The organism is Cupriavidus sp. PB-02 (genome assembly GCF_058252315.1).
Genome location: NZ_CM177694.1, coordinates 4,116,822 through 4,135,480 on the forward strand (window position 1 = coordinate 4,116,822; position 18,659 = coordinate 4,135,480).

17 protein-coding genes, 1 tRNA gene and 1 pseudogene are annotated in these 18,659 nt (G+C 66.9%); 11 read left to right on the plus strand and 8 right to left on the minus strand.

Translation table 11 applies throughout. The features are described 5' to 3' along the window. Positions 1-253: 253 nt before the first annotated feature. The gene (locus AC10V3_RS19365) at positions 254-3,847 is read left to right on the plus strand and encodes an indolepyruvate ferredoxin oxidoreductase family protein (protein WP_022536904.1); all 3,594 of its coding nucleotides are present in this window, start codon (positions 254-256) and stop codon (positions 3,845-3,847) included. Between the two features lie 55 nt (positions 3,848-3,902). Here AC10V3_RS19365 and AC10V3_RS19370 read toward each other — a convergent pair whose 3' ends face one another. Next, complete coding sequence (locus AC10V3_RS19370; RefSeq protein ID WP_022536905.1) at positions 3,903-4,514, minus strand: HD domain-containing protein; 612 nt, start codon at positions 4,512-4,514, stop codon at positions 3,903-3,905. A gap of 136 nt (positions 4,515-4,650) precedes the next feature. On the opposite strand from AC10V3_RS19370, the pseudogene AC10V3_RS19375 reads away from it, so the two are divergent. From AC10V3_RS19375 to AC10V3_RS19385, 3 genes and pseudogenes are all read left to right on the plus strand, one after another. Beyond that, a pseudogene (locus AC10V3_RS19375) lies at positions 4,651-5,071 on the plus strand (GNAT family acetyltransferase). Positions 5,072-5,102: 31 nt separating this feature from the next. Further along, positions 5,103-5,453 carry a GFA family protein gene (locus AC10V3_RS19380; RefSeq protein ID WP_022536907.1) on the plus strand — a complete coding sequence of 117 codons (351 nt, stop codon included), beginning with the start codon at positions 5,103-5,105 and terminating at the stop codon, positions 5,451-5,453. A gap of 7 nt (positions 5,454-5,460) precedes the next feature. Next, positions 5,461-5,880: a VOC family protein gene (locus AC10V3_RS19385; RefSeq protein WP_041681631.1), complete on the plus strand. Its 420-nt coding sequence runs from the start codon at positions 5,461-5,463 to the stop codon at positions 5,878-5,880. 179 nt (positions 5,881-6,059) lie between these two features. Here the strand turns inward: AC10V3_RS19385 and tnpA are convergent, their stop codons facing one another. Next, on the minus strand, positions 6,060-6,473 hold the full coding sequence (gene tnpA, locus AC10V3_RS19390) for an IS200/IS605 family transposase (RefSeq protein WP_454752505.1): 414 nt from the start codon (positions 6,471-6,473) through the stop codon (positions 6,060-6,062). A 22-nt stretch (positions 6,474-6,495) separates the two neighbouring features. Here tnpA and AC10V3_RS19395 point away from each other — a divergent pair, with 22 nt between their 5' ends. The 3 genes from AC10V3_RS19395 (at position 6,496) to AC10V3_RS19405 (ending at position 10,347) form a co-directional block, all read left to right on the plus strand. Next, positions 6,496-7,719, plus strand: coding sequence for an RNA-guided endonuclease InsQ/TnpB family protein (locus AC10V3_RS19395; protein ID WP_374063629.1), 1,224 nt, complete (start codon positions 6,496-6,498; stop codon positions 7,717-7,719). Then, positions 7,707-9,047 carry an MFS transporter gene (locus AC10V3_RS19400; RefSeq protein ID WP_022536910.1) on the plus strand — a complete coding sequence of 447 codons (1,341 nt, stop codon included), beginning with the start codon at positions 7,707-7,709 and terminating at the stop codon, positions 9,045-9,047. Before AC10V3_RS19395 ends, AC10V3_RS19400 begins: the two co-directional genes overlap by 13 nt. Before the next feature lie 100 nt (positions 9,048-9,147). Further along, a complete protein-coding gene (locus tag AC10V3_RS19405; RefSeq protein ID WP_349604454.1) occupies positions 9,148-10,347 on the plus strand; it encodes an MFS transporter in 1,200 nt (399 codons plus the stop codon). Positions 10,348-10,366: 19 nt separating this feature from the next. Here the strand turns inward: AC10V3_RS19405 and AC10V3_RS19410 are convergent, their stop codons facing one another. Then, positions 10,367-11,254 (minus strand): dioxygenase family protein, encoded by an 888-nt coding sequence (locus AC10V3_RS19410; protein ID WP_349604453.1) that lies wholly within the window; start codon positions 11,252-11,254, stop codon positions 10,367-10,369. Between the two features lie 222 nt (positions 11,255-11,476). Here AC10V3_RS19410 and AC10V3_RS19415 point away from each other — a divergent pair, with 222 nt between their 5' ends. Beyond that, positions 11,477-11,905: a hypothetical protein gene (locus tag AC10V3_RS19415; RefSeq protein ID WP_374063630.1), complete on the plus strand. Its 429-nt coding sequence runs from the start codon at positions 11,477-11,479 to the stop codon at positions 11,903-11,905. Positions 11,906-12,085: 180 nt separating this feature from the next. Then, positions 12,086-13,090, plus strand: coding sequence for a hypothetical protein (locus AC10V3_RS19420; RefSeq protein ID WP_022536914.1), 1,005 nt, complete (start codon positions 12,086-12,088; stop codon positions 13,088-13,090). A gap of 45 nt (positions 13,091-13,135) precedes the next feature. Here the strand turns inward: AC10V3_RS19420 and AC10V3_RS19425 are convergent, their stop codons facing one another. Then, on the minus strand, positions 13,136-13,492 hold the full coding sequence (locus AC10V3_RS19425; RefSeq protein ID WP_022536915.1) for a DUF2314 domain-containing protein: 357 nt from the start codon (positions 13,490-13,492) through the stop codon (positions 13,136-13,138). Positions 13,493-13,596: 104 nt separating this feature from the next. On the opposite strand from AC10V3_RS19425, the gene AC10V3_RS19430 reads away from it, so the two are divergent. Next, a complete protein-coding gene (locus AC10V3_RS19430) occupies positions 13,597-14,223 on the plus strand; it encodes a DNA-3-methyladenine glycosylase I (protein WP_454752508.1) in 627 nt (208 codons plus the stop codon). A gap of 402 nt (positions 14,224-14,625) precedes the next feature. Here the strand turns inward: AC10V3_RS19430 and AC10V3_RS19435 are convergent, their stop codons facing one another. Continuing rightward, complete coding sequence (locus AC10V3_RS19435) at positions 14,626-15,576, minus strand: cation diffusion facilitator family transporter (protein WP_022536917.1); 951 nt, start codon at positions 15,574-15,576, stop codon at positions 14,626-14,628. A 310-nt stretch (positions 15,577-15,886) separates the two neighbouring features. Here AC10V3_RS19435 and AC10V3_RS19440 point away from each other — a divergent pair, with 310 nt between their 5' ends. Continuing rightward, entirely contained in the window at positions 15,887-16,138 is a 252-nt protein-coding gene (locus AC10V3_RS19440) for a hypothetical protein (protein WP_022536918.1), read from the plus strand. Positions 16,139-16,235: 97 nt separating this feature from the next. Here the strand turns inward: AC10V3_RS19440 and AC10V3_RS19445 are convergent. The 3 genes from AC10V3_RS19445 to AC10V3_RS19455 all read right to left on the minus strand — a co-directional run bounded on the left by AC10V3_RS19445 (position 16,236) and on the right by AC10V3_RS19455 (position 18,657). After that, positions 16,236-16,311: transfer RNA gene (locus AC10V3_RS19445), tRNA-Ala, on the minus strand. A gap of 73 nt (positions 16,312-16,384) precedes the next feature. After that, positions 16,385-18,106, minus strand: coding sequence for a thiosulfohydrolase SoxB (gene soxB / locus AC10V3_RS19450; protein WP_022536919.1), 1,722 nt, complete (start codon positions 18,104-18,106; stop codon positions 16,385-16,387). 56 nt (positions 18,107-18,162) lie between these two features. Continuing rightward, complete coding sequence (locus AC10V3_RS19455) at positions 18,163-18,657, minus strand: TlpA disulfide reductase family protein (protein ID WP_490922757.1); 495 nt, start codon at positions 18,655-18,657, stop codon at positions 18,163-18,165. Between the last annotated feature and the right edge of the window lie 2 nt (positions 18,658-18,659).

Here is an 18,659-nt window from a genome sequence, read left to right on the forward strand (position 1 = left end):
TCGCAGACAGCCTGGCAGTGACGCGGGCCATCTCGATGCAACGCAGTGTACACGCGAACCCCTGTCCATACGGGAAATCACGGGCGCCACGGGCACGCTTTGTGCTGCATTGCAAGGTACCGCCAATTTTGTGGCGGTGCTACCATGCCGCGCAGAGACACGACCGCCCTACGCCTTCACAAGAGGCTACGAGGCGGTTGCCCACAACTGTAGGTGTCGGTGATCCCGACAGCACGCCCATAGAGGAGCACCTATGAATGCCCCCCTGACCCCTCCGGTCAGCGACGCCATCCGCCGCGCGCTCGAAAACGTTTCCCTCGAAGACAAATACACGCTGGAGCGTGGCCGCATCTATATCAGCGGCACGCAGGCCCTGGTACGCCTGCCGATGCTCCAGCAGGAACGCGACCGCGCTGCCGGCCTGAACACCGCCGGTTTTATCTCCGGCTACCGGGGCTCGCCACTGGGCGCGCTGGACCTGTCGCTGTGGAAGGCCAAGAAGCACCTCGCCGCGCACAACATCGTGTTCCAGGCCGGCCTCAACGAGGACCTGGCCGCGACCTCGGTGTGGGGGTCGCAGCAGGTGAACATGTATCCGGACGCCAAGTTCGATGGCGTGTTCGGCATGTGGTACGGCAAGGGGCCGGGCGTGGACCGCACCGGTGACGTGTTCAAGCACGCCAACTCGGCAGGATCGTCGAAGCACGGCGGCGTGCTGGTGCTGGCCGGTGACGACCATTCGGCCAAGTCCTCGACGCTGGCGCACCAGTCCGAGCACATCTTCAAGGCCTGCGGCCTGCCGGTGCTGTATCCGTCGAACGTGCAGGAGTACCTGGACTACGGCCTGCACGGCTGGGCCATGAGCCGCTACTCCGGCCTATGGGTGGCGATGAAATGCGTGACCGACGTGGTGGAATCGTCGGCCTCGGTGGAACTGGATCCGCACCGCGTGCAGATCGTGCTGCCGGACGACTTCATCATGCCGCAGGGCGGCCTGAACATCCGCTGGCCGGACCCGCCGCTGGAACAGGAAGCACGCCTGCTCGACTACAAGTGGTACGCAGGCCTGGCCTATGTGCGCGCCAACAAGATCGACCGCATCGAGATCGATTCGCCGCATGCGCGCTTCGGCATCATGACCGGCGGCAAGGCCTACCTCGACACGCGCCAGGCGCTGGCCGACCTGGGCCTGGACGATGCCACCTGCTCGCAAATCGGCATCCGTCTGTACAAGGTGGGCTGCGTGTGGCCGCTGGAAGCGCACGGCGCGCGCGCCTTTGCCGAAGGCCTGCAGGAAATCCTGGTGGTCGAAGAGAAGCGCCAGATCATGGAGTACGCGCTCAAGGAAGAGCTGTACAACTGGCGCGACGACGTGCGCCCCAAGGTCTACGGCAAGTTCGACGAGAAGGACAACGCGGGCGGCGAATGGTCGATCCCGCAAAGCAACTGGCTGCTGCCGGCGCACTATGAGCTGTCGCCGGCGATCATCGCCAAGGCCATCGCCACCCGGCTGGACAAATTCGAGCTGCCGATGGACGTGCGCGCGCGCATCACCGCGCGCCTGGCGATCATCGAGGCCAAGGAGAAGGCGCTGGCCACGCCGCGCGTGACCGCCGAGCGCAAGCCGTGGTTCTGCTCGGGCTGCCCGCACAACACCTCGACCAATGTTCCCGAGGGCTCGCGCGCGCTGGCCGGCATCGGCTGCCACTACATGACGGTGTGGATGGACCGCAATACCAGCACCTTCAGCCAGATGGGCGGCGAAGGCGTGGCGTGGATCGGCCAGGCGCCGTTCGCGGGCGACAAGCACGTGTTCGCCAACCTGGGCGACGGCACCTACTTCCACTCCGGGCTGCTGGCGATCCGCGCGTCGATCGCGGCGAACGTCAACATCACCTACAAGATCCTGTACAACGATGCGGTGGCGATGACCGGCGGCCAGCCGGTGGACGGCCAGCTCTCGGTGCGGGACATCGCCTGGCAGGTGCATAGCGAAGGCGCGAAGAAGATCGTCATCGTCAGCGACCAGCCGGAGAAGTTCAACGGCGCGATCAAGCTGCCCGAGGGCATCACCATCTATCACCGCGACCAGCTCGACCGCGTGCAGCGCGAACTGCGTGAAGTGCCGGGCTGCTCCATCCTGCTCTACGACCAGACCTGCGCCACCGAAAAGCGCCGGCGCCGCAAGCGCGGCACGATGGAGGACCCGCAACGCCGCGCCTTTATCAACGATGCGGTGTGCGAAGGCTGCGGCGACTGCTCGGTCAAGTCCAACTGCCTGTCGGTGGAACCGCTGGAAACTGAATTCGGCACCAAGCGCCAGATCAACCAGTCGTCCTGCAACAAGGACTTCTCGTGCGTGAACGGCTTCTGCCCGAGCTTTGTCACGGCCGAAGGCGCGCAGGTGCGCAAGCCCGAGCAGCACGGCGTGTCGATTGGCAGCCTGCCCGCGCTGCCTGAGCCGGAACTGCCGCCGATCCGCCGTGCCTACGGCATTCTCGTAACCGGCGTGGGCGGCACCGGCGTGGTGACCATCGGCGGGCTGCTCGGCATGGCTGCGCACCTGGAGAACAAGGGCGTCACCGTGCTCGACATGGCGGGCCTGGCGCAGAAAGGCGGCGCGGTGCTGTCGCACGTGCAGCTGGCCGCGCGCCCGGACGACCTGCATGCCACGCGCATCGCGATGGGCGAGGCGGACCTGGTGATCGGCTGCGATGCGATCGTGTCGGCCACCGACGAGGTCATCTCCAAGACCCAGGCCGGCCGCACCCGCGCCGTGGTCAACACCGCGCAGACGCCGACGGCGGATTTCATCAAGAACCCGAAGTGGCAGTTCCCCGGCCTGTCGGCCGAGCAGGACGTGCGCACCGCCGTGGGCGAGAAGTGCGAGTTCATCAACGCCTCGGGTCTCGCCGTGGCGCTGCTGGGCGACGCGATCTACACCAACCCGCTGGTGCTCGGCTATGCCTGGCAGAAGGGCTGGATCCCGCTGACGCTGCAAGCGCTGGAGCGCGCCATCGAGCTGAACGGCGTGGCTGTCGAGAAGAACAAGGCCGCATTCGACTGGGGCCGCCATATGGCGCACGACCCCGAGCACGTGCTGTCGCTGACCGGCAAGCTGAAGAACACCGCGGAAGGCGCGGAAGTGGTCAAGATGCCGACTTCGAGCGGCGCGATGCTGGAGAAGCTGATCGCCCGGCGCATGGAGCACCTGGCGGCCTACCAGGATGCCGCGTACGCACGCACCTACCGCGAAGCCATCGACCGCGTGCGCGCGGCCGAAAGCGCGCTGGCTGGCAGCGGCAAGTCGCTACCGCTGACGGAGGCCGCGGCACGCAACCTGGCCAAGCTGATGGCGTACAAGGACGAGTACGAGGTGGCACGGCTCTACACCGACCCTGTCTTCCTCGACAAGCTGCGTGCCCAGTTCGAGGGCGAGCCGGGCAAGGACTACCAGCTCAATTTCTGGCTGGCGCCGCCGATCAGCGCCAAGCGCGACGACAAGGGCAACCTGATCAAGCGCAAGTTCGGTCCCTCGACGATGAAGCTGTTCCGCGTGCTGGCGAAGATGAAGGGGCTGCGCGGCGGGATGTTCGATGTCTTCGGCAAGACCGAGGAGCGCCGCATGGAACGCGCCCTGATCGGCGAGTATCGTGCGCTGCTGGACGAACTGGTTGCGGGCCTGAGCCTGGCCAACTATGACACCGCGGTAACGCTGGCGAACCTGCCGGACGATATCCGCGGCTTCGGCCACGTGAAGGAGAACAACCTGAAGGCAGTACGCGGGCGCTGGGCGAAGTTGCTCGAGCAGTTCCGGCATCCGGAGACGGCGCAGCGCGCTGCCTGACCGGCGCCGCATTCCCCAACGGCCTCGCTTTGCATGAAGCGAGGCCGTTGTGCTTTCAGGGCTGTGCGAGCGTCGCTTCGCCAGGTTTCACATACATCGAATTCTTCGGCTGCGACAGCACGCGCCGCACCATCGGCTCGAAGAACGACAGCGGCAACGTGTCGTAGTCCGTCATGAAGGCCGCGGCATCATACTTGCGGCAGAACTCCGCGGTGCGCTCGAACAGTTCGGGCTGGCTGCGGTACTGCTCGCGCAGGTTGCGGTCCAGGCCCAGGTGGTGGAAGAAGTAGTAGCCCTGGAATACGCCATGCTTTTCCACCATCCACAGGTTCTCGGCGCTGACGAAGGGCTTGAGGATGGCAGCGGCGATATCGGGATGGTTAAAGCTTCCGAGCGTATCCCCGATATCGTGCAGCAGCGCGCAGACCACGTACTCCTCGTCCTGCCCGTCGCGGTGCGCAAGCGTCGCGGTCTGCAGCGAATGCGTCAGCCGGTCCACCGGAAAGCCGCCGCAATCGCCGTCGAGCAGGCGCAGGTGCGCCAGCACGCGATCCGGCAGGGCCTGCGCGAAGGGCATGAACTCGGCGGAGATGGCCGCCCAGTCCTCGCGGGTGCCTTGCTCCATGTGGCTGAAAGTGGCGCGTGCAGGCGCGTGGGTGTCGCTCATGCTGGTCTCCTTTGTGGGGGCGTGCGCGGTGGCCGCCATCGGTTATGCAATTGTTCCGGGGCATTGTGGCATCCGCAGCCGGGCTACACTGTCAAAAAGCCAACAATGTGCGCGTATTGCAGCGCACCACAGCACTATGCTGATCCGCCCTTTCCGCACCGAAGACGAAGACACGATCGTTGCCCTGTGGCAGGCATGCGGCCTGACGCGCCCCGTGGAACGACCCGCATCGCGATATCGCGCGCAAACTGACCGAGCAGCCGGAGCTGTTCCTGGTGGGCGAACTCGGCGGCCAGCCGGTGGCCTCCGCCATGGTGGGGTTCGACGGGCATCGCGGCTGGGTCTACTATCTGGCAATACACCCCGAGCTGCAGGGCAAGGGTTACGGACGCATGCTGATGGCGCATGCCGAACAGCTGCTGGTCAAACGGGGCTGCCCCAAGATCAACCTGCTGGTGCGCGCGGGCAATCGCGCGGTGATCGATTTCTACGACCAGCTGGGCTACGCGCCCGACGAGGCGGTCAGTCTTGGCAAACGGCTGATCCCGGATATCTAGCAGCCGAGACAGGCTGACGAAAGGAGACGACATGACCTTCCACGGAAGCTGCCACTGCGGCGCGATCGCATTCGAGGTCGAAGCCGACAGCATCCCCAGCGTGATCCGATGCAACTGCTCGATCTGCCGCCGCCGCGGCCACCTGCTGTGGTTCGTGCCGCGCGCGAGCTTCAAGCTCGAGACGCCCGAGAGCAACGCCTCCACCTATCGCTTCAACACCATGAAGATCGCGCACCGCTTCTGCCCGGTCTGTGGCTGCGGCCCGTATGCGGACGGCCAGGACAAGGACGGCAAGCCGATGGCCGGGGTCAATGTGCGCTGCCTGGACAATGTGGACCTGGACAGCCTGAAGATCATCGACTATGACGGCCTGCACCACTGACGCCGCCATGTTCCGCATCCTCGGCATCGATCACCTGGTACTGCGCAGCGCCGACGTGGAGGCGCTGCGGCGCTTCTATGTCGACGTGCTGGGCTGCAGCGTGGAGCGCGAACAGACGGACCTGGGCCTGACGCAGCTGCGCGCGGGCAATGCGCTGATCGACCTGGTCTCGCTCGACGGCCCGCTGGGCCGTGCCGGCGGCGCGGGTCCCGGCGCGGAAGGGCGCAACCTCGACCACTTCTGCGTGCGCATCGACCCGTTCGATGCCGGCGCGCTGCGCGCCTGGCTGGCGCAGCACGGCGTGCAGACGGGAGAGGTGGCGCAGCGCTTCGGCGCCGAGGGCAAAGGGCCGTCGCTCTATGTGCAGGACCCGGACGGCAACGTCGTCGAACTGAAAGGACCGCCCACACCGGTGACCGCACAGTAACGCGCGCGTCCCACCGCACGGCGCGTGCAGGATCGCTACAATTTCCGGCTGGCCCCACGCGCCGCCACCATGGCGATCTCCCCCCCCCGGGCCCGCCATGACCCAGTGCGCGGCAAGCCCCGCCATTCATGGTGGGGAAGGATAGCGCGGACGGCGTAGCCGTCCTTGCTGTTGGTTTTTCAGTGTGGGGTCTGCTGTTGTTCGATGTACTGGCGCACGATGGCGATCGGTGCGCCGCCACAGGATGATGCGAAGTAGGAAGGCGACCACAGCACGCCCTTCCAGTAGCGTTTCTGGATGTCGGGTCTTTCCTTGCGCAGCAGGCGGCTGGACACGCCCTTGAGGCTGTTCACCAGATTCGACACCGCGACCTTTGGCGGGTACTCCACCAGCAGGTGAACGTGATCGTCCTCGCCGTCCATCTCGATCAAGTTCGCCTCGAAGTCGGCGCATACCTTGTCGAAGATGGCGCGCAGCCGTTTGATGGCGTCGCCGTCGAACACTCTGCGGCGGTATTTCGCCACGAAGACCAAATGGACGTGCATCTTGAAAACGCAGTGTCTTCCGTGTCTAATATCGTTGTCATCGCTCATAGGCCAAGAGTATGATTGAGCCATGCAGCGACTTCAAGCCTACAAGTACGAACTGATGCCGACCGGCGAGCAGCAACGCAACATGCGTCGCTTTTCTGGTTCGTGCCGGTTCGTCTTCAACAAGGCACTGGCGTTGCAGAAGGCTCGTTACGAGCAAGGCGAGAAGAAGCACGGCTACGCCGGACTGTGCAAGCTGCTCACCGAGTGGCGCAACAGCACGGAAACCGCATGGCTGGCCGATGCGCCGGTTCATCCGCTGCAACAGACGCTCAAAGATTTGGAGCGGGCCTACGGCAACTTCTTTGCCAAGCGGGCCGACTTTCCGCGCTTCAAGAAGAAGGGCCGGGGCGACAGTTTCCGCTATCCCGACCCCAAGCAAATCAAGCTCGACCAGGCCAGCAGCCGCCTGTTTTTGCCCAAGCTGGGCTGGCTACGATACCGCAACAGCCGGAAGGTGCTGGGGGTGGTGAAGAACGTCACAGTCAGGCAGTCCTGCGGCAAGTGGTTCGTGTCGATCCAGACCGAGCGTGAGGTCGAACAGCCGGTGGCACAGGCCGCGAGCGCGGTTGGCATCGACATGGGTGTTGCCCGGTTCGCCACGCTTTCGGACGGGACGTTCTACGCCCCGCTCAATAGTTTCAAGCGGCAAGAGGCCGCGCTGCGCAAAGCGCAGCAGGCGATGAGCCGCAAACAGAAGTTCAGCAGCAACTGGAAGAAGGCGAAAGCCCGCGTCCAGCGCATCCATTCCCGCATCGGCAATGCCCGCCGAGACTACCTCCACAAGTGCTCCACCACGATCAGCCAAAACCACGCGATGGTGTGTATCGAGGACTTGCAGGTACGGAACATGTCCAGGTCGGCGGCAGGCAGCACCGAACAGCCGGGCAAGCAGGTTCAGGCCAAGTCCGGCCTGAACAAGGCCATCCTCGATCAAGGCTGGTTCGAGTTCCGCCGCCAACTGGACTACAAGCTGGCTTGGAACGGTGGTTATCTCATCGCCGTGCCACCGCAGAACACGAGCCGCACCTGTCCGTGCTGCGGCCATGTCTCGGCAGACAACCGCCAGACGCAAGCCCGGTTCGAGTGCGTGGAATGCGGTTTCGAGGAAAATGCCGATGTGGTCGGCGCGATCAATGTTCTAAGGGCGGGACACGCCCGGTTAGCCTGTGAAGTGAACGCTGCGGTAACGGCGTCAGCAGCAGGAACCCACCGAAGCGACTCAGGGGCGGCTCAATGCCGCGTCTGAGCGCCGTAGGAATCTCCGGCCTTCAGGTCGGGGAGGATGTCAAAACACTAGAAGCCAGCTCCGACGCGGACGCCGCCAACGCCAAAACTGACGCCAGCCCGGCACGCTCCGGACCCGCGCACCCCGCCACGCCGCCGCGCCGGCTGGTCTGGATCCTCGGCCTGACCGAGACCATCTCCTGGGGCACGCTGTTCTTCGCCTTCACCGTCTTTATCGACCCGATGATCCGCAGCCTGGGCTGGTCCAAGCCCTTCCTGGCGGGCGGCTATTCGCTCGGGCTGCTGGTGTGGGCGATGTGCTCGTTCGCGGTCGGACGGCTGCTGGACCGTGCGCCGGCGCGCAGGGTGATGGGCGCGGGCTCGGTGCTGGCGGGGCTGGGCCTGCTGCTGTGGGCGTGGACGCCCTCGCAAGCCATGTTCCTGCTGATGTGGGTGCCGATCGGGCTGGCCATGGCCACCACGCTGTACGAACCCGCCTTCGTGGTGCTGCGCCAGGCCTATGGCGACCAGTACCAGAAGCCCATCATGGTGGTCACGCTGATGGCCGGCTTCGCCAGCACGATCTTCGTGCCGCTGGCGCAATGGCTGGTGATTCATCTCGGCTGGCGCCCGACGCTGGTCGGCTTTGCCATGCTGAACCTGCTGGTCTGCGCGCCGCTGCACGCACGCATGCGCTACGCGCTGCACCCGACCTACACCGGCATGACCCCGTCCGACGGCGAGCCCAGCAGCGATGGCATCGCGCGCACCACGCTGCGCCAGCCGGTGTTCTGGGCGGTGGTGCTGGCCTTCACCGCCACCGCGGTGGTCGCTTCGCTGCTGGGCGCGCACCTGATCCCGATGCTGACCGAGAAGGGCCTGCCGGTGGCGCAGCAGCTGGTGGTGGCGGCGCTGATCGGCCCCGCGCAGGTGGTGGGCCGCATGCTGATGATGCGCGCTGCGGTGCGGCACCCGGTGCGGCTGTCGCTACCGGTCTATGTGCTGATGGTCGCCGGGCTGCTGTGCTTTGCCCTGGGGCAAGGTGCCTGGCTGATGGTGGCCGCGGTGCTCTACGGCTGCGCCAACGGCGTCAACACCATGCTGCGCGCGATGGCCATGCCCGAGCTGATCTCGCGCCATCACTACGCCACGCTCAATGGGCTGATGATGACGCCGGTGCTGCTGATGCAGGCGGCCGCGCCTTGGCTGGGCGCGCTGCTGTGGCGCGCCGCGAGCGGCTACTGGCTGATGCTGTGGGTGATGGTGGCGCTGGCGCTGGGCGCGCTGCTGGCCTTCGGCTATGCGCTGCACCGGCGCGGGCTGCTGCGAATGGATCGCGCCGCACGCTAGCGCCCCCGGGGCACGGTTACACCCGTTTCGCGCCGATGCGGGACAATGACGGCTTTTGCAGGCCCGGCGCGGCAGCGCCCGCCTGCCGCCGTGCCCCGCTATGGCTGATTTCCCTTCTCCTTCCGCCACCGCCGCCCTGGCCTCGCCAGGCACGGTGGCGCGCGCCACGCGCGGCACCATGGCGCTGTTCTTCGCCAACGGCGCCACCTTTGCCACCTGGGGCGTGCATATCCCGACCATCAAGGCGCGCTTCGGCCTGTCCGATGCCTGGCTGTCGCTGGCGATGCTGGCCGTGGCCGGCGGCGCCATCCTGGCGATGGGGCCGGTCGGGCGCTGGGTCGCACGCGCCGGCAGCGGGCGCGCGTCGATGGCCGGCGGGCTGTTGTTCGCGCTGTGCACCGTGGCGATCCTGGCGATGCCTACGTTCTGGCTGCTGCTGCCCGCGCTGGTTGCGTTCGGCATGGCCAATGCAGCCTTCGACGTCGCCATGAACGCGCAGGCCGCCACGGTCGAGGCCAGTCGCACGCGGCCCGTGATGTCGGCGCTGCACGGCATGTTCAGCCTCGGCGGGATGGCGGGGGCCGGGTTCGGCGGGCTGATGCTGTCGCTGGGGGTGGCGCCGCTGGCGCATGCGTCATTGATGGCGGGCGTGACGGCGCTGGTGGCGCTGCTCACCCTGCCCGGGTTGCTGCCCGACCATCCGGTGATGCCGTCGGCGGGCCACCATCGCGACCACGCCGTGCGCGCGCTGTGGCTGCTGGGGCTGCTGGCCTTCCTCGGGTTGATCGGTGAAGGGGCGATGTACGACTGGACCAGCGTCTATATGCGCGACGTGACGCAGGCGCCCGATGGCTGGATCAGCCTGGGCTATGCCGCGTTCTCGGGCGGCATGGCGTGCGGGCGCTTCGGCGGCGACCGCCTGCGTGCACGCCTGGGCGATGGCACGACGCTGACCGGCAGTGCCTGGCTGGGCTTCGCCGGCATCGCATTGGCGCTGCTGGTACCGCTGCCAGTAGCGGCGCTGGCCGGCTTCACGCTGATGGGACTGGGTGCGGCCAATATGGTGCCGATCTTCTTTGTCGCCGCCTCGCGGCTGCCGGGCGTGGCGCCGGCCGAGGCGATCTCGCGCGTGGCGCGCTTTGCCTACCTGGGCCTGCTGCTGGGGCCGGTGCTGATCGGCGGCGTGGCGCACCTGGCCAATTTGCGCATCGGGCTGGCGGTAGTGGCGCTGACGATGGGCTGGATCGCACTGGCGGGCGCCCGCGCGGCGCGGCGCTATCTGCCGCCGCGCGACCGGTAATCCACCCGGGCGCCGAGCCTCAGACAACGGCCTTCAGCGGCGCGCCCGCGCCCATCCCTTCAAACACGAAGCTGTCCATGGCGAGCACGCCATAGGTCACTTCATCGGCCACGCGCGCCACGCTGACTGGAGCGGGCGTACCCGCGCCTGCGCCCTGCGGCCCCAGCGCAGCGCCCAGCGCCACGTAGAACGGCAGCAGGTGCTCGTCGGTCGGGTGCGCGCGGCGCGCATACGGCGCCTGCTCACGGTAGTCGGCAATGCGGCTGGTATCGCCGGTGTCAAGCGCTTCGTCGAGCGCCTCGGTCATCCAGCTGCGGAAGGCTTCCACATACGGCTCGGCCTGCGGCCCATGCTGGTCGCGCCGGCTGCCGCTGCCGAACACCTCCTGCAGGTTGTGCGTGAAGCTGCCCGAGGCCAGCAGCAGGACGCCCTCCTCGCGCAGCGGCGCCAGCGCGCGGCCGATCGCGATCTGCGTGGCGGGCGGCAGGTAGGGATTGAACGCCAGTTGCACCACCGGCACGTCGGCATCCGGGAAGAAGTGCCGCATCGGCATCCAGGCGCCGTGGTCCAGCGGCCGTTCCTCGTCCTGGCAGACAAAGCCGGCGCCGGGGATGGCGGCAGCCTCGATCAGGGCCTTGGCCCGCAACGCCAGCGCCGGCGAGCCTGGGGCATCGTAGCGCAGCGCGTACAGCTCGCGCGGGAAGCCGCCGAAGTCATGCCAGGCTTCCTGCCGCTCGCGGTTGCTCACCACCAGCGTGCTGTAGATCCAGTGAGCCGAGACCACCAGCACCGCGCGCGGGCGCTGCGCGCGCAGCCGCTCGCCGAGCGCATCGAAGGCGGCGCCGGTCGGACCGGGATCGATCGCAAGCATCGGGGAGCCGTGTGAGATATAGAGTGCGGGTAGCATGGTAGTGACCACCTTCAAACGGTTTTATGTACTGCATCGAGTGTGGCAAAGAACCGTGGCCGGCACGGCAGCCATTTGCGGACACCTCATGCAAAAAAGTTGAAGGCCGCCACCTGGCGTGGCGCGCCCGCCGCCCTGCGTTGGGCGGCGCACACACCGCATTGCGCAACCGCGGCCGCGGTCGGGGCAATCGGCCTATGATGCAGACAGGAGCCGACTTGCATGCCGCGCCACTTCCGGCGCGCCTGCCGCCGGGCCAGCCCGCAACGCATGACGCCACCGGCACGCCCTCCCGCGTGCCGCGCGTGGCCGGAGACTTCGGTGGTACCGCGCATCCTGCGCCGCCCCGGGCGGCACGTTCCCTTCCTCTCCCACTGGTGGCAGCCCGGTGTCTACGGCAGTGTGCCCGCCGTCGCGCTGTGGATCCTCGCCAGGCTGCCCGACGGCCTGCTGGTGTCGCTGACCGGCACCGCGCAGGCATCGGCCTGGCTGAACCATGCAGGCGATACCGTGTTCGTCACCGGCTGGGCCGCCAGCGCCTTGCTGCTCTGGCTTGCGCGCCGGCGCCCGCCGCCTGAGCGCAGCGAGAGCCACGCCGTGCCGGCTGAAGCGGCGCCACGCCCGGCGCCCCGGCGCCGCCCTGCCGCCTGAAGCTGGCATCGAAGGATCGCGGCCGGCATCTCGCCATGGCAGCGATCCGATATAAAACACCAGCAAGCCGATCTGAAAACTTTCATGCAGCGCTCGCGCACCGGTCCGTCTCGCTAGAATTCGCGGGACGGTTGCCGCGTGCCGCAGCGCACCGCGGCACTGACAGCAAAGGGATCGCCCATGTCCGCTTGCCAGCCATCGCGCCGCGCCCGCTGCGCCCAGCTTGTGCGCACGCCCGCCGCTTTGTGCGGCCTTGCAGCGGGCCTGCTGCTGACGGCCGGCGCCGCCCAGGCGCAGGGAGCGCCGGGGCTCGGCCTGGTCGGTGTCAATGTGCAGAAGCACGCCAATGCCGTGCTGTCGCTGATGTCGTATTCAGTGGTGCCGGACCTGACCTCCAGCTCGGTATCGATCGACAGCGCCAGCACCGACAACCCCGGCATCGTCATGTCGCAGCTTGGCGGCGGCTTCACGATCAGCAAGTCGTTCCCGCTCTACCTGGAGGGCGCGATCGCCTACAGTCGCTATGACCCGACCTTCGTCGCCACCAACGGGGCCGAATCCCGTTCCATCCCGACGCGCTGGAACACCTTCTCGGGCACCATCGGCATCGGCTGGGACTTTCCGCTCACCGCCAACAAGGAGCTGGTGTTCCGGCCCATCTTCAACGCTTCGCTGGGCAATGTCTCCAGCGACCTGTCGATCGGCAAGTTCGCGCTCGAGCAGGTCACCGACCGCCAGATCGATTTCCTCGACGGCGGCAGCCTGAACGCCTATGGCCTGGGCGGCTCGGTGATGCTGGACTGGGAGCACTACCGCGAGAACTATGAAGTCGACGTCGAACTGCGCTACACCAATATCCACCTGCAGAGCTTCGGCGGCACGACCAGCTCGGTCACCGGCACGGCCACGGCCCAGACCGCCAACCTGTGGGCGCGCTGGCGTGCGCCGACGGGGCTGCGCGCGCTCGATCGGCCGGTTAGGTACGTGCTTGAATTGTCACATTCGCAATATCTCGGCAGCCAGGCTGGCATCCTTGGCTTCAACCACCTGACCACGCTCGGGACCGGGCTGGAACTGGATACCAGCGCCCATGAAGTGTTCGTCACGCGGATACGGGCGGTGGTGCGCTATGTGTTCGGCAACAATGTGTCCGGGGTATCGCTGGGCCTGGCGGCGAGCTTCTGAGCGCGTAGCAGCCAGTCTTTTTGTAGCGCGCCGGCGAACAGCTGCCTACGCCTCGTCCTCGCCTTCCCGAAAGATATTGATCACATGCCGCGCCTCGAAGCACAGCGGCATGCCAGGACTAATCTCGTCGGTGCAGTAGGGCTGGTTGTCGAGTTCGCCCGCATAGAGGCTACCCTCGCGCCCGATGACGTTCACCCACATCCGCTCGACATGAACCTCCTCGCGGCCCGTCTCGTCCGCGACCAGGATGCGGAAGATCAGCTTGGCCTGCTGGCCGGGGACCAACGCGTCGCGCTCCTCGCGGGGCGGCATCCAGAAGGTGTCGGGATGGGCGGCGGCAATGGGCTCGGCGTCGTCCAGTTCCCAGCCGTCTTCGTCCAGTGTTGCCAGTTGCATGTCCATTTTCAGCCTTCCGCAATCTCTCAGGTGCGGGCATGATCGCAGCAAATGCGCTGGTCCGCGAGAGGCTGGCCGGCGCTCGAAGTTCTCAACGGGGAAAGTAACGCATGACGAGCAAGAAGGAAGCGCCGGCCGCGCCAGTACGCTGCGGCTGGTGCGGCACGCTGGAAGACTACTGCCACTACCACGACCACGAGTGGGGCTTCCCGGTCGCTGACGACCGCCGGCTGTTCGAGAAGCTGTGCCTGGAGGGCTTCCAGGCGGGGCTGAGCTGGCTGACCATCCTGCGCAAGCGCGAGGCGTTCCGCAAGGCGTTCGCCAATTTCGATATCGACAAGGTCGCCCGCTTCGGCGAGCGCGATATCCAGCGCCTGCTGGGCGACGCCGGCATCGTGCGCCATCGCGGCAAGATCGAGGCGGCCATCAGCAATGCCCAGCGGGCGCGCGAACTGCTGGAAACGGAATCGTCGCTGGCCGCCTACTTCTGGCGCTTCGAGCCGGATCCCGCCAGCCGGCCGAAGGTGCTGACACCCGAGGTGCTGCGCACCATGGCGACCTCGCCGGAATCCGTGGCGCTGTCCAAGGACCTGAAGAAGCGCGGCTGGCGCTTTGTCGGCCCGACCACCATGTATGCGCTGATGCAGGCGATGGGGCTCGTCAACGACCACCAGGACGGCTGCACGACACGCGCGGAGGCGCTGCGGGCGCGGCAGGCGTTCAAGGTGCCGCGCTAGGCCGGTATACGCGGTGGCGCCGACGTATACCTTCGCTGCCTTAACGGAGGGAGCCGCCGGTATACGTCCTGAGGAAGATGGACCGTTGCTTGCAAACCCCGCGCGGAGCAACGGTCCTGGTTATGTCTTTTATATTGTTTACGTATGTATACATAGTAGTAGTAGGTAAACCGGGCCGCGGGCCGTGGATAAGTCACCTTTTCCCTTTTGGCTCAGGGACTTGCGAACAAGATAACCACCCCGTGATAACCCTGATTCGCCGGGATAGCTCGCGGGTGACGTATACCTGACCCGTGCGGGCCCCGGAGTTGTTCGTATACGTCCCACAACGTGCCCCCAGGCGGGGCACAGGTTGTCCGGACAGTTATCCCCAGCCGCGGGCGAAGATGTCCACAGGCGGGCTCAGGCCGCCGTGGGCTGGCCGCTGACGTATACGGGATCGACGTGAGTCATCACGTTGAGCACGTGATGGTGGTCGAGCGTGCGGCGCCGGGTTTCCACCGCGATCGCGTGACCCTGCGCCACCGTCAGCGTGGCGTCGATCTCCAGGTGCACGTCGACCAGGACCTGGTCGCCCATCTTGCGTGTGCGCAGGTCATGCAAACCCAGCACGCCGGGCGTGCCGAGCATGGTCTGGCGGATGGCCTCGACGGTTTCTTCATCGGCTGCGCGGTCCATCAGGTCGTTGAGCGCACCCCAGCCGAAGCGCAGGCCCATGCGCGCCACCATCAGCCCCACCACGATGGCCGCCACCGGGTCCAGCATGTGGTACCCAAGCAAATTGCCGCCGATGCCCATCGCCACCACCAGCGACGAGGCCGCGTCCGAGCGCGCATGCCAGGCATTGGCCACCAGCATGCCGGAACGCACGCGCTGCGCCACGGCCAGCATGTAGCGGAACAGCAGTTCCTTGGATACCAACGCGGCCAGCGCGACCCACAGCGCCAGCGGCTGCACCGGCTGCGCGCCCGCGGGATGCTGCAGCTTGCCCACCGCCGCCCACAGCATGCCCGCCCCGACCGCCAGCAGCAGCCCGCCCAGCGCCAGCGAGGCGGCGGTCTCGAAGCGCAGATGGCCGTACTGGTGGTCGGCGTCGGCATCCTTGCGGCCCTGCCAGGCGGCCAGCAGCACGACGAAGTCCGACAGCAGGTCTGACAGGGAATGGGCCGCATCGGCGATCAGTGCCTGCGAGCCGGAGATGACGCCCGCCACCGCCTGGGTGGCGGTCAGCCCGAGATTGACCGCCACGCTGACCAGCGTGCTGCGGCGGCCGGCGCGATGGCGTGCGTCGACATCGGCCGCGCTGCCGGCGGTGGTGGCATCGTCGGGCAAATCGGCGGGTTCAGGACGCATGGCGTGGTATTCCGATTCCATCGGCCGACTATAGCCCAGGACGGGGCGTGAGGATCACGCTGGGCCACACCCGGTGAGAGGTCCGGTTTGCAAGCTTTACCACCGAAAGCGTTTCTGCGATGCGACTTTTGCCAATCCGCGCGGCCGTCGCATGCCTCCGGCTGTGGAGGGCGACGGCCGAACTTCTGGCGGCAAACGCAAGCCATCCGGGGCGTCGTGGAGATTTCGTAACAGCGCTGGCGAAGTTCTTGCGACGCCTTTACCGTAGACGGGACGGGCACACCCGGTCACTGCAAGGAGGTCCCCAACGATGGCGATCCGGTCAATAGCCTCGCACAGCACATCCCAATTGCGCCGCCTGGTCGGACAGATGCAGGCGGAAGTCGACGCACTCGAACACCTCTCCACCCCCGACGCCGATGCGCAAAGCCGGCTGGGCTATGCCACCGCGCGCCTGCGCGACGGGATCGAGGCGGTAGAAGACGCGCTGCAGTCGCTGCGAGCGCTGCAACAGGTACGGCCCTCGGCGATGAAGGCCAGGCGGCCTACGCGGGTAGCTTAGCAGGGCAACCGCGGCGCACTCCGCTGACAAGACACAGCCCGGAAAGCACAAAAGCCTCGGAAGATTTCTCTTTCCGAGGCTTTTGCGACAGCGATTCTGGTGGACCGAAGGAGGATCGAACTCCCGACCTCTGCATTGCGAACGCAGCGCTCTCCCAGCTGAGCTATCGGCCCGTAGCGGACGATTGTAACGACTTCGCCGTCTGCCTTCAATCCTTCGCGGCCGGCATGAGGACGCTGCGCAACATCAGGCGGCGATGCCCGGATTGCCGTCCATGCCGCGCACCCGGGGCTGGTTCAGCGGCCGGGCGCTGACTTCCTTTGTGCTGCGCAGCCATTGCGCCATCACGTCCCAGATCGGGGCGCCGCCGGCCTGGCGGGCTTCCTCGGCCACCGGGGCCCAGCCGGCGACCTTGTAGGACTTGCCGGCCTCCAGGGGCTTGCCGGCCAGGCGCATGTCGGTGATGCGCTTGCCCATGCCCGCCTTGGGATCGACGGTGTACTGCAGCCCCCCCACGCGCACCATGTCGCCGCCCTGCTGGTAGTACGGGTCGGGGTTGAACAGGTTGTCGGCCACGTCCTCCAGGATGGTCTTGATGGTTTCGCCGCTCATCTGCGTCACCGTGGTGTACGGATAGGTGATCGCGGTCTGGTCCATCAGGTGTTCCATGGTGATGGCCTGGCCCGGCAGCAGCGTGGTGCCCCAGCGGAAGCCAGGCGAGAAGGCGATCTGGGCGCCCTGCACCTGCATCAGGCCGTCCAGGATCAGCTGGTCGAAGGTGCCATTGAAGTTGCCGCGGCGGTAGAGCAGGCCGCGGTTGACCGCCAGCACCTCGCCCAGCTTCTGTTCGTACGGGGCGCGGACCTTGCTGATCAACGCCTCCATGGCCGGGTCGGCCGGCAGGTAGTTGGCGAACACCGGCAGCAGCCGGTAGCGAAAGTCTGCGACCTTGCCGCCCTTCACATCGAAATCGAGCACGCCCAGGAACTTGCCGTTGGAGCCGGCATTGGTCACCAGCGTGGTGCCGCCGGCGTTCTTCACCGGCACCGGCGCCGGCACGCCGTCGTGGGTATGGCCGCCCAGGATGGCGTCGAGGCCGCGCACGCGCGAGGCCAGCTTCAGGTCGACGTCCATGCCGTTGTGCGAAAGAAGTACCACCGCCTGCGCGCCCTTGCCGCGGGCCTCGTCGATGACCTGCTGCAGGTTCTCTTCCTGGATGCCGAAGGTCCAGTCCGGCACGAAGTAGCGCGGGTTGGCGATCGGCGTGTACGGAAAAGCCTGGCCGATGATGGCAACCGGCACGCCATTGATCTCGCGGATCACGTAGGGCTCGAACACCGGGTCGCCGAAATCGTTGGTCTTGATGTTCTGCGCGAGGAAGGCGACCTTGCCCTTGAAGTCCTTGTCGACGATCTCCTTGACGCGGTCCGCGCCGAGGGTCATTTCCCAGTGCGGTGTCATCACATCGACGCCAAGCGCCAGCGCCGCATCGACCATGTCCTGGCCCTTGGTCCACAGCGCGGTGGCCGAGCCCTGCCAGGTGTCGCCGCCATCGAGCAGCAGCGCGCCTGGACGGTCGGCCTTCAGGCGTTTGACCAGCGTGGCCAGGTGCGCAAATCCGCCGACCTTGCCGTAGCGGCGCGCGGCGTCGTTGAAATCGAGGTAGGTGAACGCGTGCGCCTGTGGCGTGCCGGGGCGGATGCCGTAGTGGCGCAACAACGCGTCGCCGACCAGGTGCGGCGCCTTGCCGGCATAGTCGCCGATGCCAAGGTTGACGTTGGGTTCGCGGAAATACACCGGCCGCAGCTGCGCATGGCAGTCGGTGAAATGCAGCAGGTGGACATTGCCGAAGCGCGGCAGGTCGTACATCGCGTCGGCGGCCTGCGCGGCGTGCGCGTCTTGAAGGGGGAACGTCATGCCGCCGGCACTGGCGATGGCCAGCACCTGCAGGAACTCGCGTCGGTCCATGTCTCTTCCTGTGGATTGTGCGTACCGGTCGGCCCGTGGCGTCCGGCACCGCCTGGCTATGGCTTGGCGTACCGCTCCAGCGCCGCCACCTCGTCTTCAAGCATCTCGCCCACTTCCTTCTGCACCACGCGCCCGCGTGCATCGATCACGTACAGTTCGGGCAGCCGCTTGCGCTCGCCGAACACGGCCTGCAGCGCGGCGGAGTCCATCGTCGCCGGGAAGGTGTAGCCGCGCTTCTTCATGTACCCGGCGGCTTCACGCGGGTCTTTGTCGATGCTGATGGCGAGCACCTGCAGCGGTGTGCCGCGCGTGCGTTCATGGAGCTTCTGCAGGCGCGGGTTCTGCATCGCGCAGAACGGGCACCAGGAGGCCCAGTACTCGACCACCAGCGGCTTGCCGGCCAAAGCCGCGGCGCTGAGCGTGCGGCCGTCGAGCGTCCGCACGTCGGGCAGTCGCACGGTGTCGCCCACTTCCAGCGCGGCCGCACCGCCGGCCGCGCCGGCCAGGCTGAAGGCCAGCAGCCAGCGCAGCAGCAGGGCAGGCGCGCGCATCG

Coding starts and splice junctions, on each gene's coding strand:
- AC10V3_RS19455 (WP_490922757.1), bottom strand. CDS start 18,657: ATGCGCGCGCCTGCCCTGCTGCTGCGCTGGCTGCTGGCCTTCAGCCTG.
- tnpA (WP_454752505.1), bottom strand. CDS start 6,473: ATGAGCGATGACAACGATATTAGACACGGAAGACACTGCGTTTTCAAG.
- AC10V3_RS19425 (WP_022536915.1), bottom strand. CDS start 13,492: ATGGACATGCAACTGGCAACACTGGACGAAGACGGCTGGGAACTGGAC.
- AC10V3_RS19420 (WP_022536914.1), top strand. CDS start 12,086: ATGTCCGCTTGCCAGCCATCGCGCCGCGCCCGCTGCGCCCAGCTTGTG.
- AC10V3_RS19415 (WP_374063630.1), top strand. CDS start 11,477: ATGCCGCGCCACTTCCGGCGCGCCTGCCGCCGGGCCAGCCCGCAACGC.
- AC10V3_RS19430 (WP_454752508.1), top strand. CDS start 13,597: ATGACGAGCAAGAAGGAAGCGCCGGCCGCGCCAGTACGCTGCGGCTGG.
- AC10V3_RS19410 (WP_349604453.1), bottom strand. CDS start 11,254: ATGCTACCCGCACTCTATATCTCACACGGCTCCCCGATGCTTGCGATC.
- AC10V3_RS19405 (WP_349604454.1), top strand. CDS start 9,148: ATGGCTGATTTCCCTTCTCCTTCCGCCACCGCCGCCCTGGCCTCGCCA.
- AC10V3_RS19440 (WP_022536918.1), top strand. CDS start 15,887: ATGGCGATCCGGTCAATAGCCTCGCACAGCACATCCCAATTGCGCCGC.
- AC10V3_RS19395 (WP_374063629.1), top strand. CDS start 6,496: ATGCAGCGACTTCAAGCCTACAAGTACGAACTGATGCCGACCGGCGAG.
- AC10V3_RS19365 (WP_022536904.1), top strand. CDS start 254: ATGAATGCCCCCCTGACCCCTCCGGTCAGCGACGCCATCCGCCGCGCG.
- AC10V3_RS19400 (WP_022536910.1), top strand. CDS start 7,707: ATGCCGCGTCTGAGCGCCGTAGGAATCTCCGGCCTTCAGGTCGGGGAG.
- AC10V3_RS19385 (WP_041681631.1), top strand. CDS start 5,461: ATGTTCCGCATCCTCGGCATCGATCACCTGGTACTGCGCAGCGCCGAC.
- AC10V3_RS19380 (WP_022536907.1), top strand. CDS start 5,103: ATGACCTTCCACGGAAGCTGCCACTGCGGCGCGATCGCATTCGAGGTC.
- AC10V3_RS19435 (WP_022536917.1), bottom strand. CDS start 15,576: ATGCGTCCTGAACCCGCCGATTTGCCCGACGATGCCACCACCGCCGGC.
- soxB (WP_022536919.1), bottom strand. CDS start 18,106: ATGGACCGACGCGAGTTCCTGCAGGTGCTGGCCATCGCCAGTGCCGGC.
- AC10V3_RS19370 (WP_022536905.1), bottom strand. CDS start 4,514: ATGAGCGACACCCACGCGCCTGCACGCGCCACTTTCAGCCACATGGAG.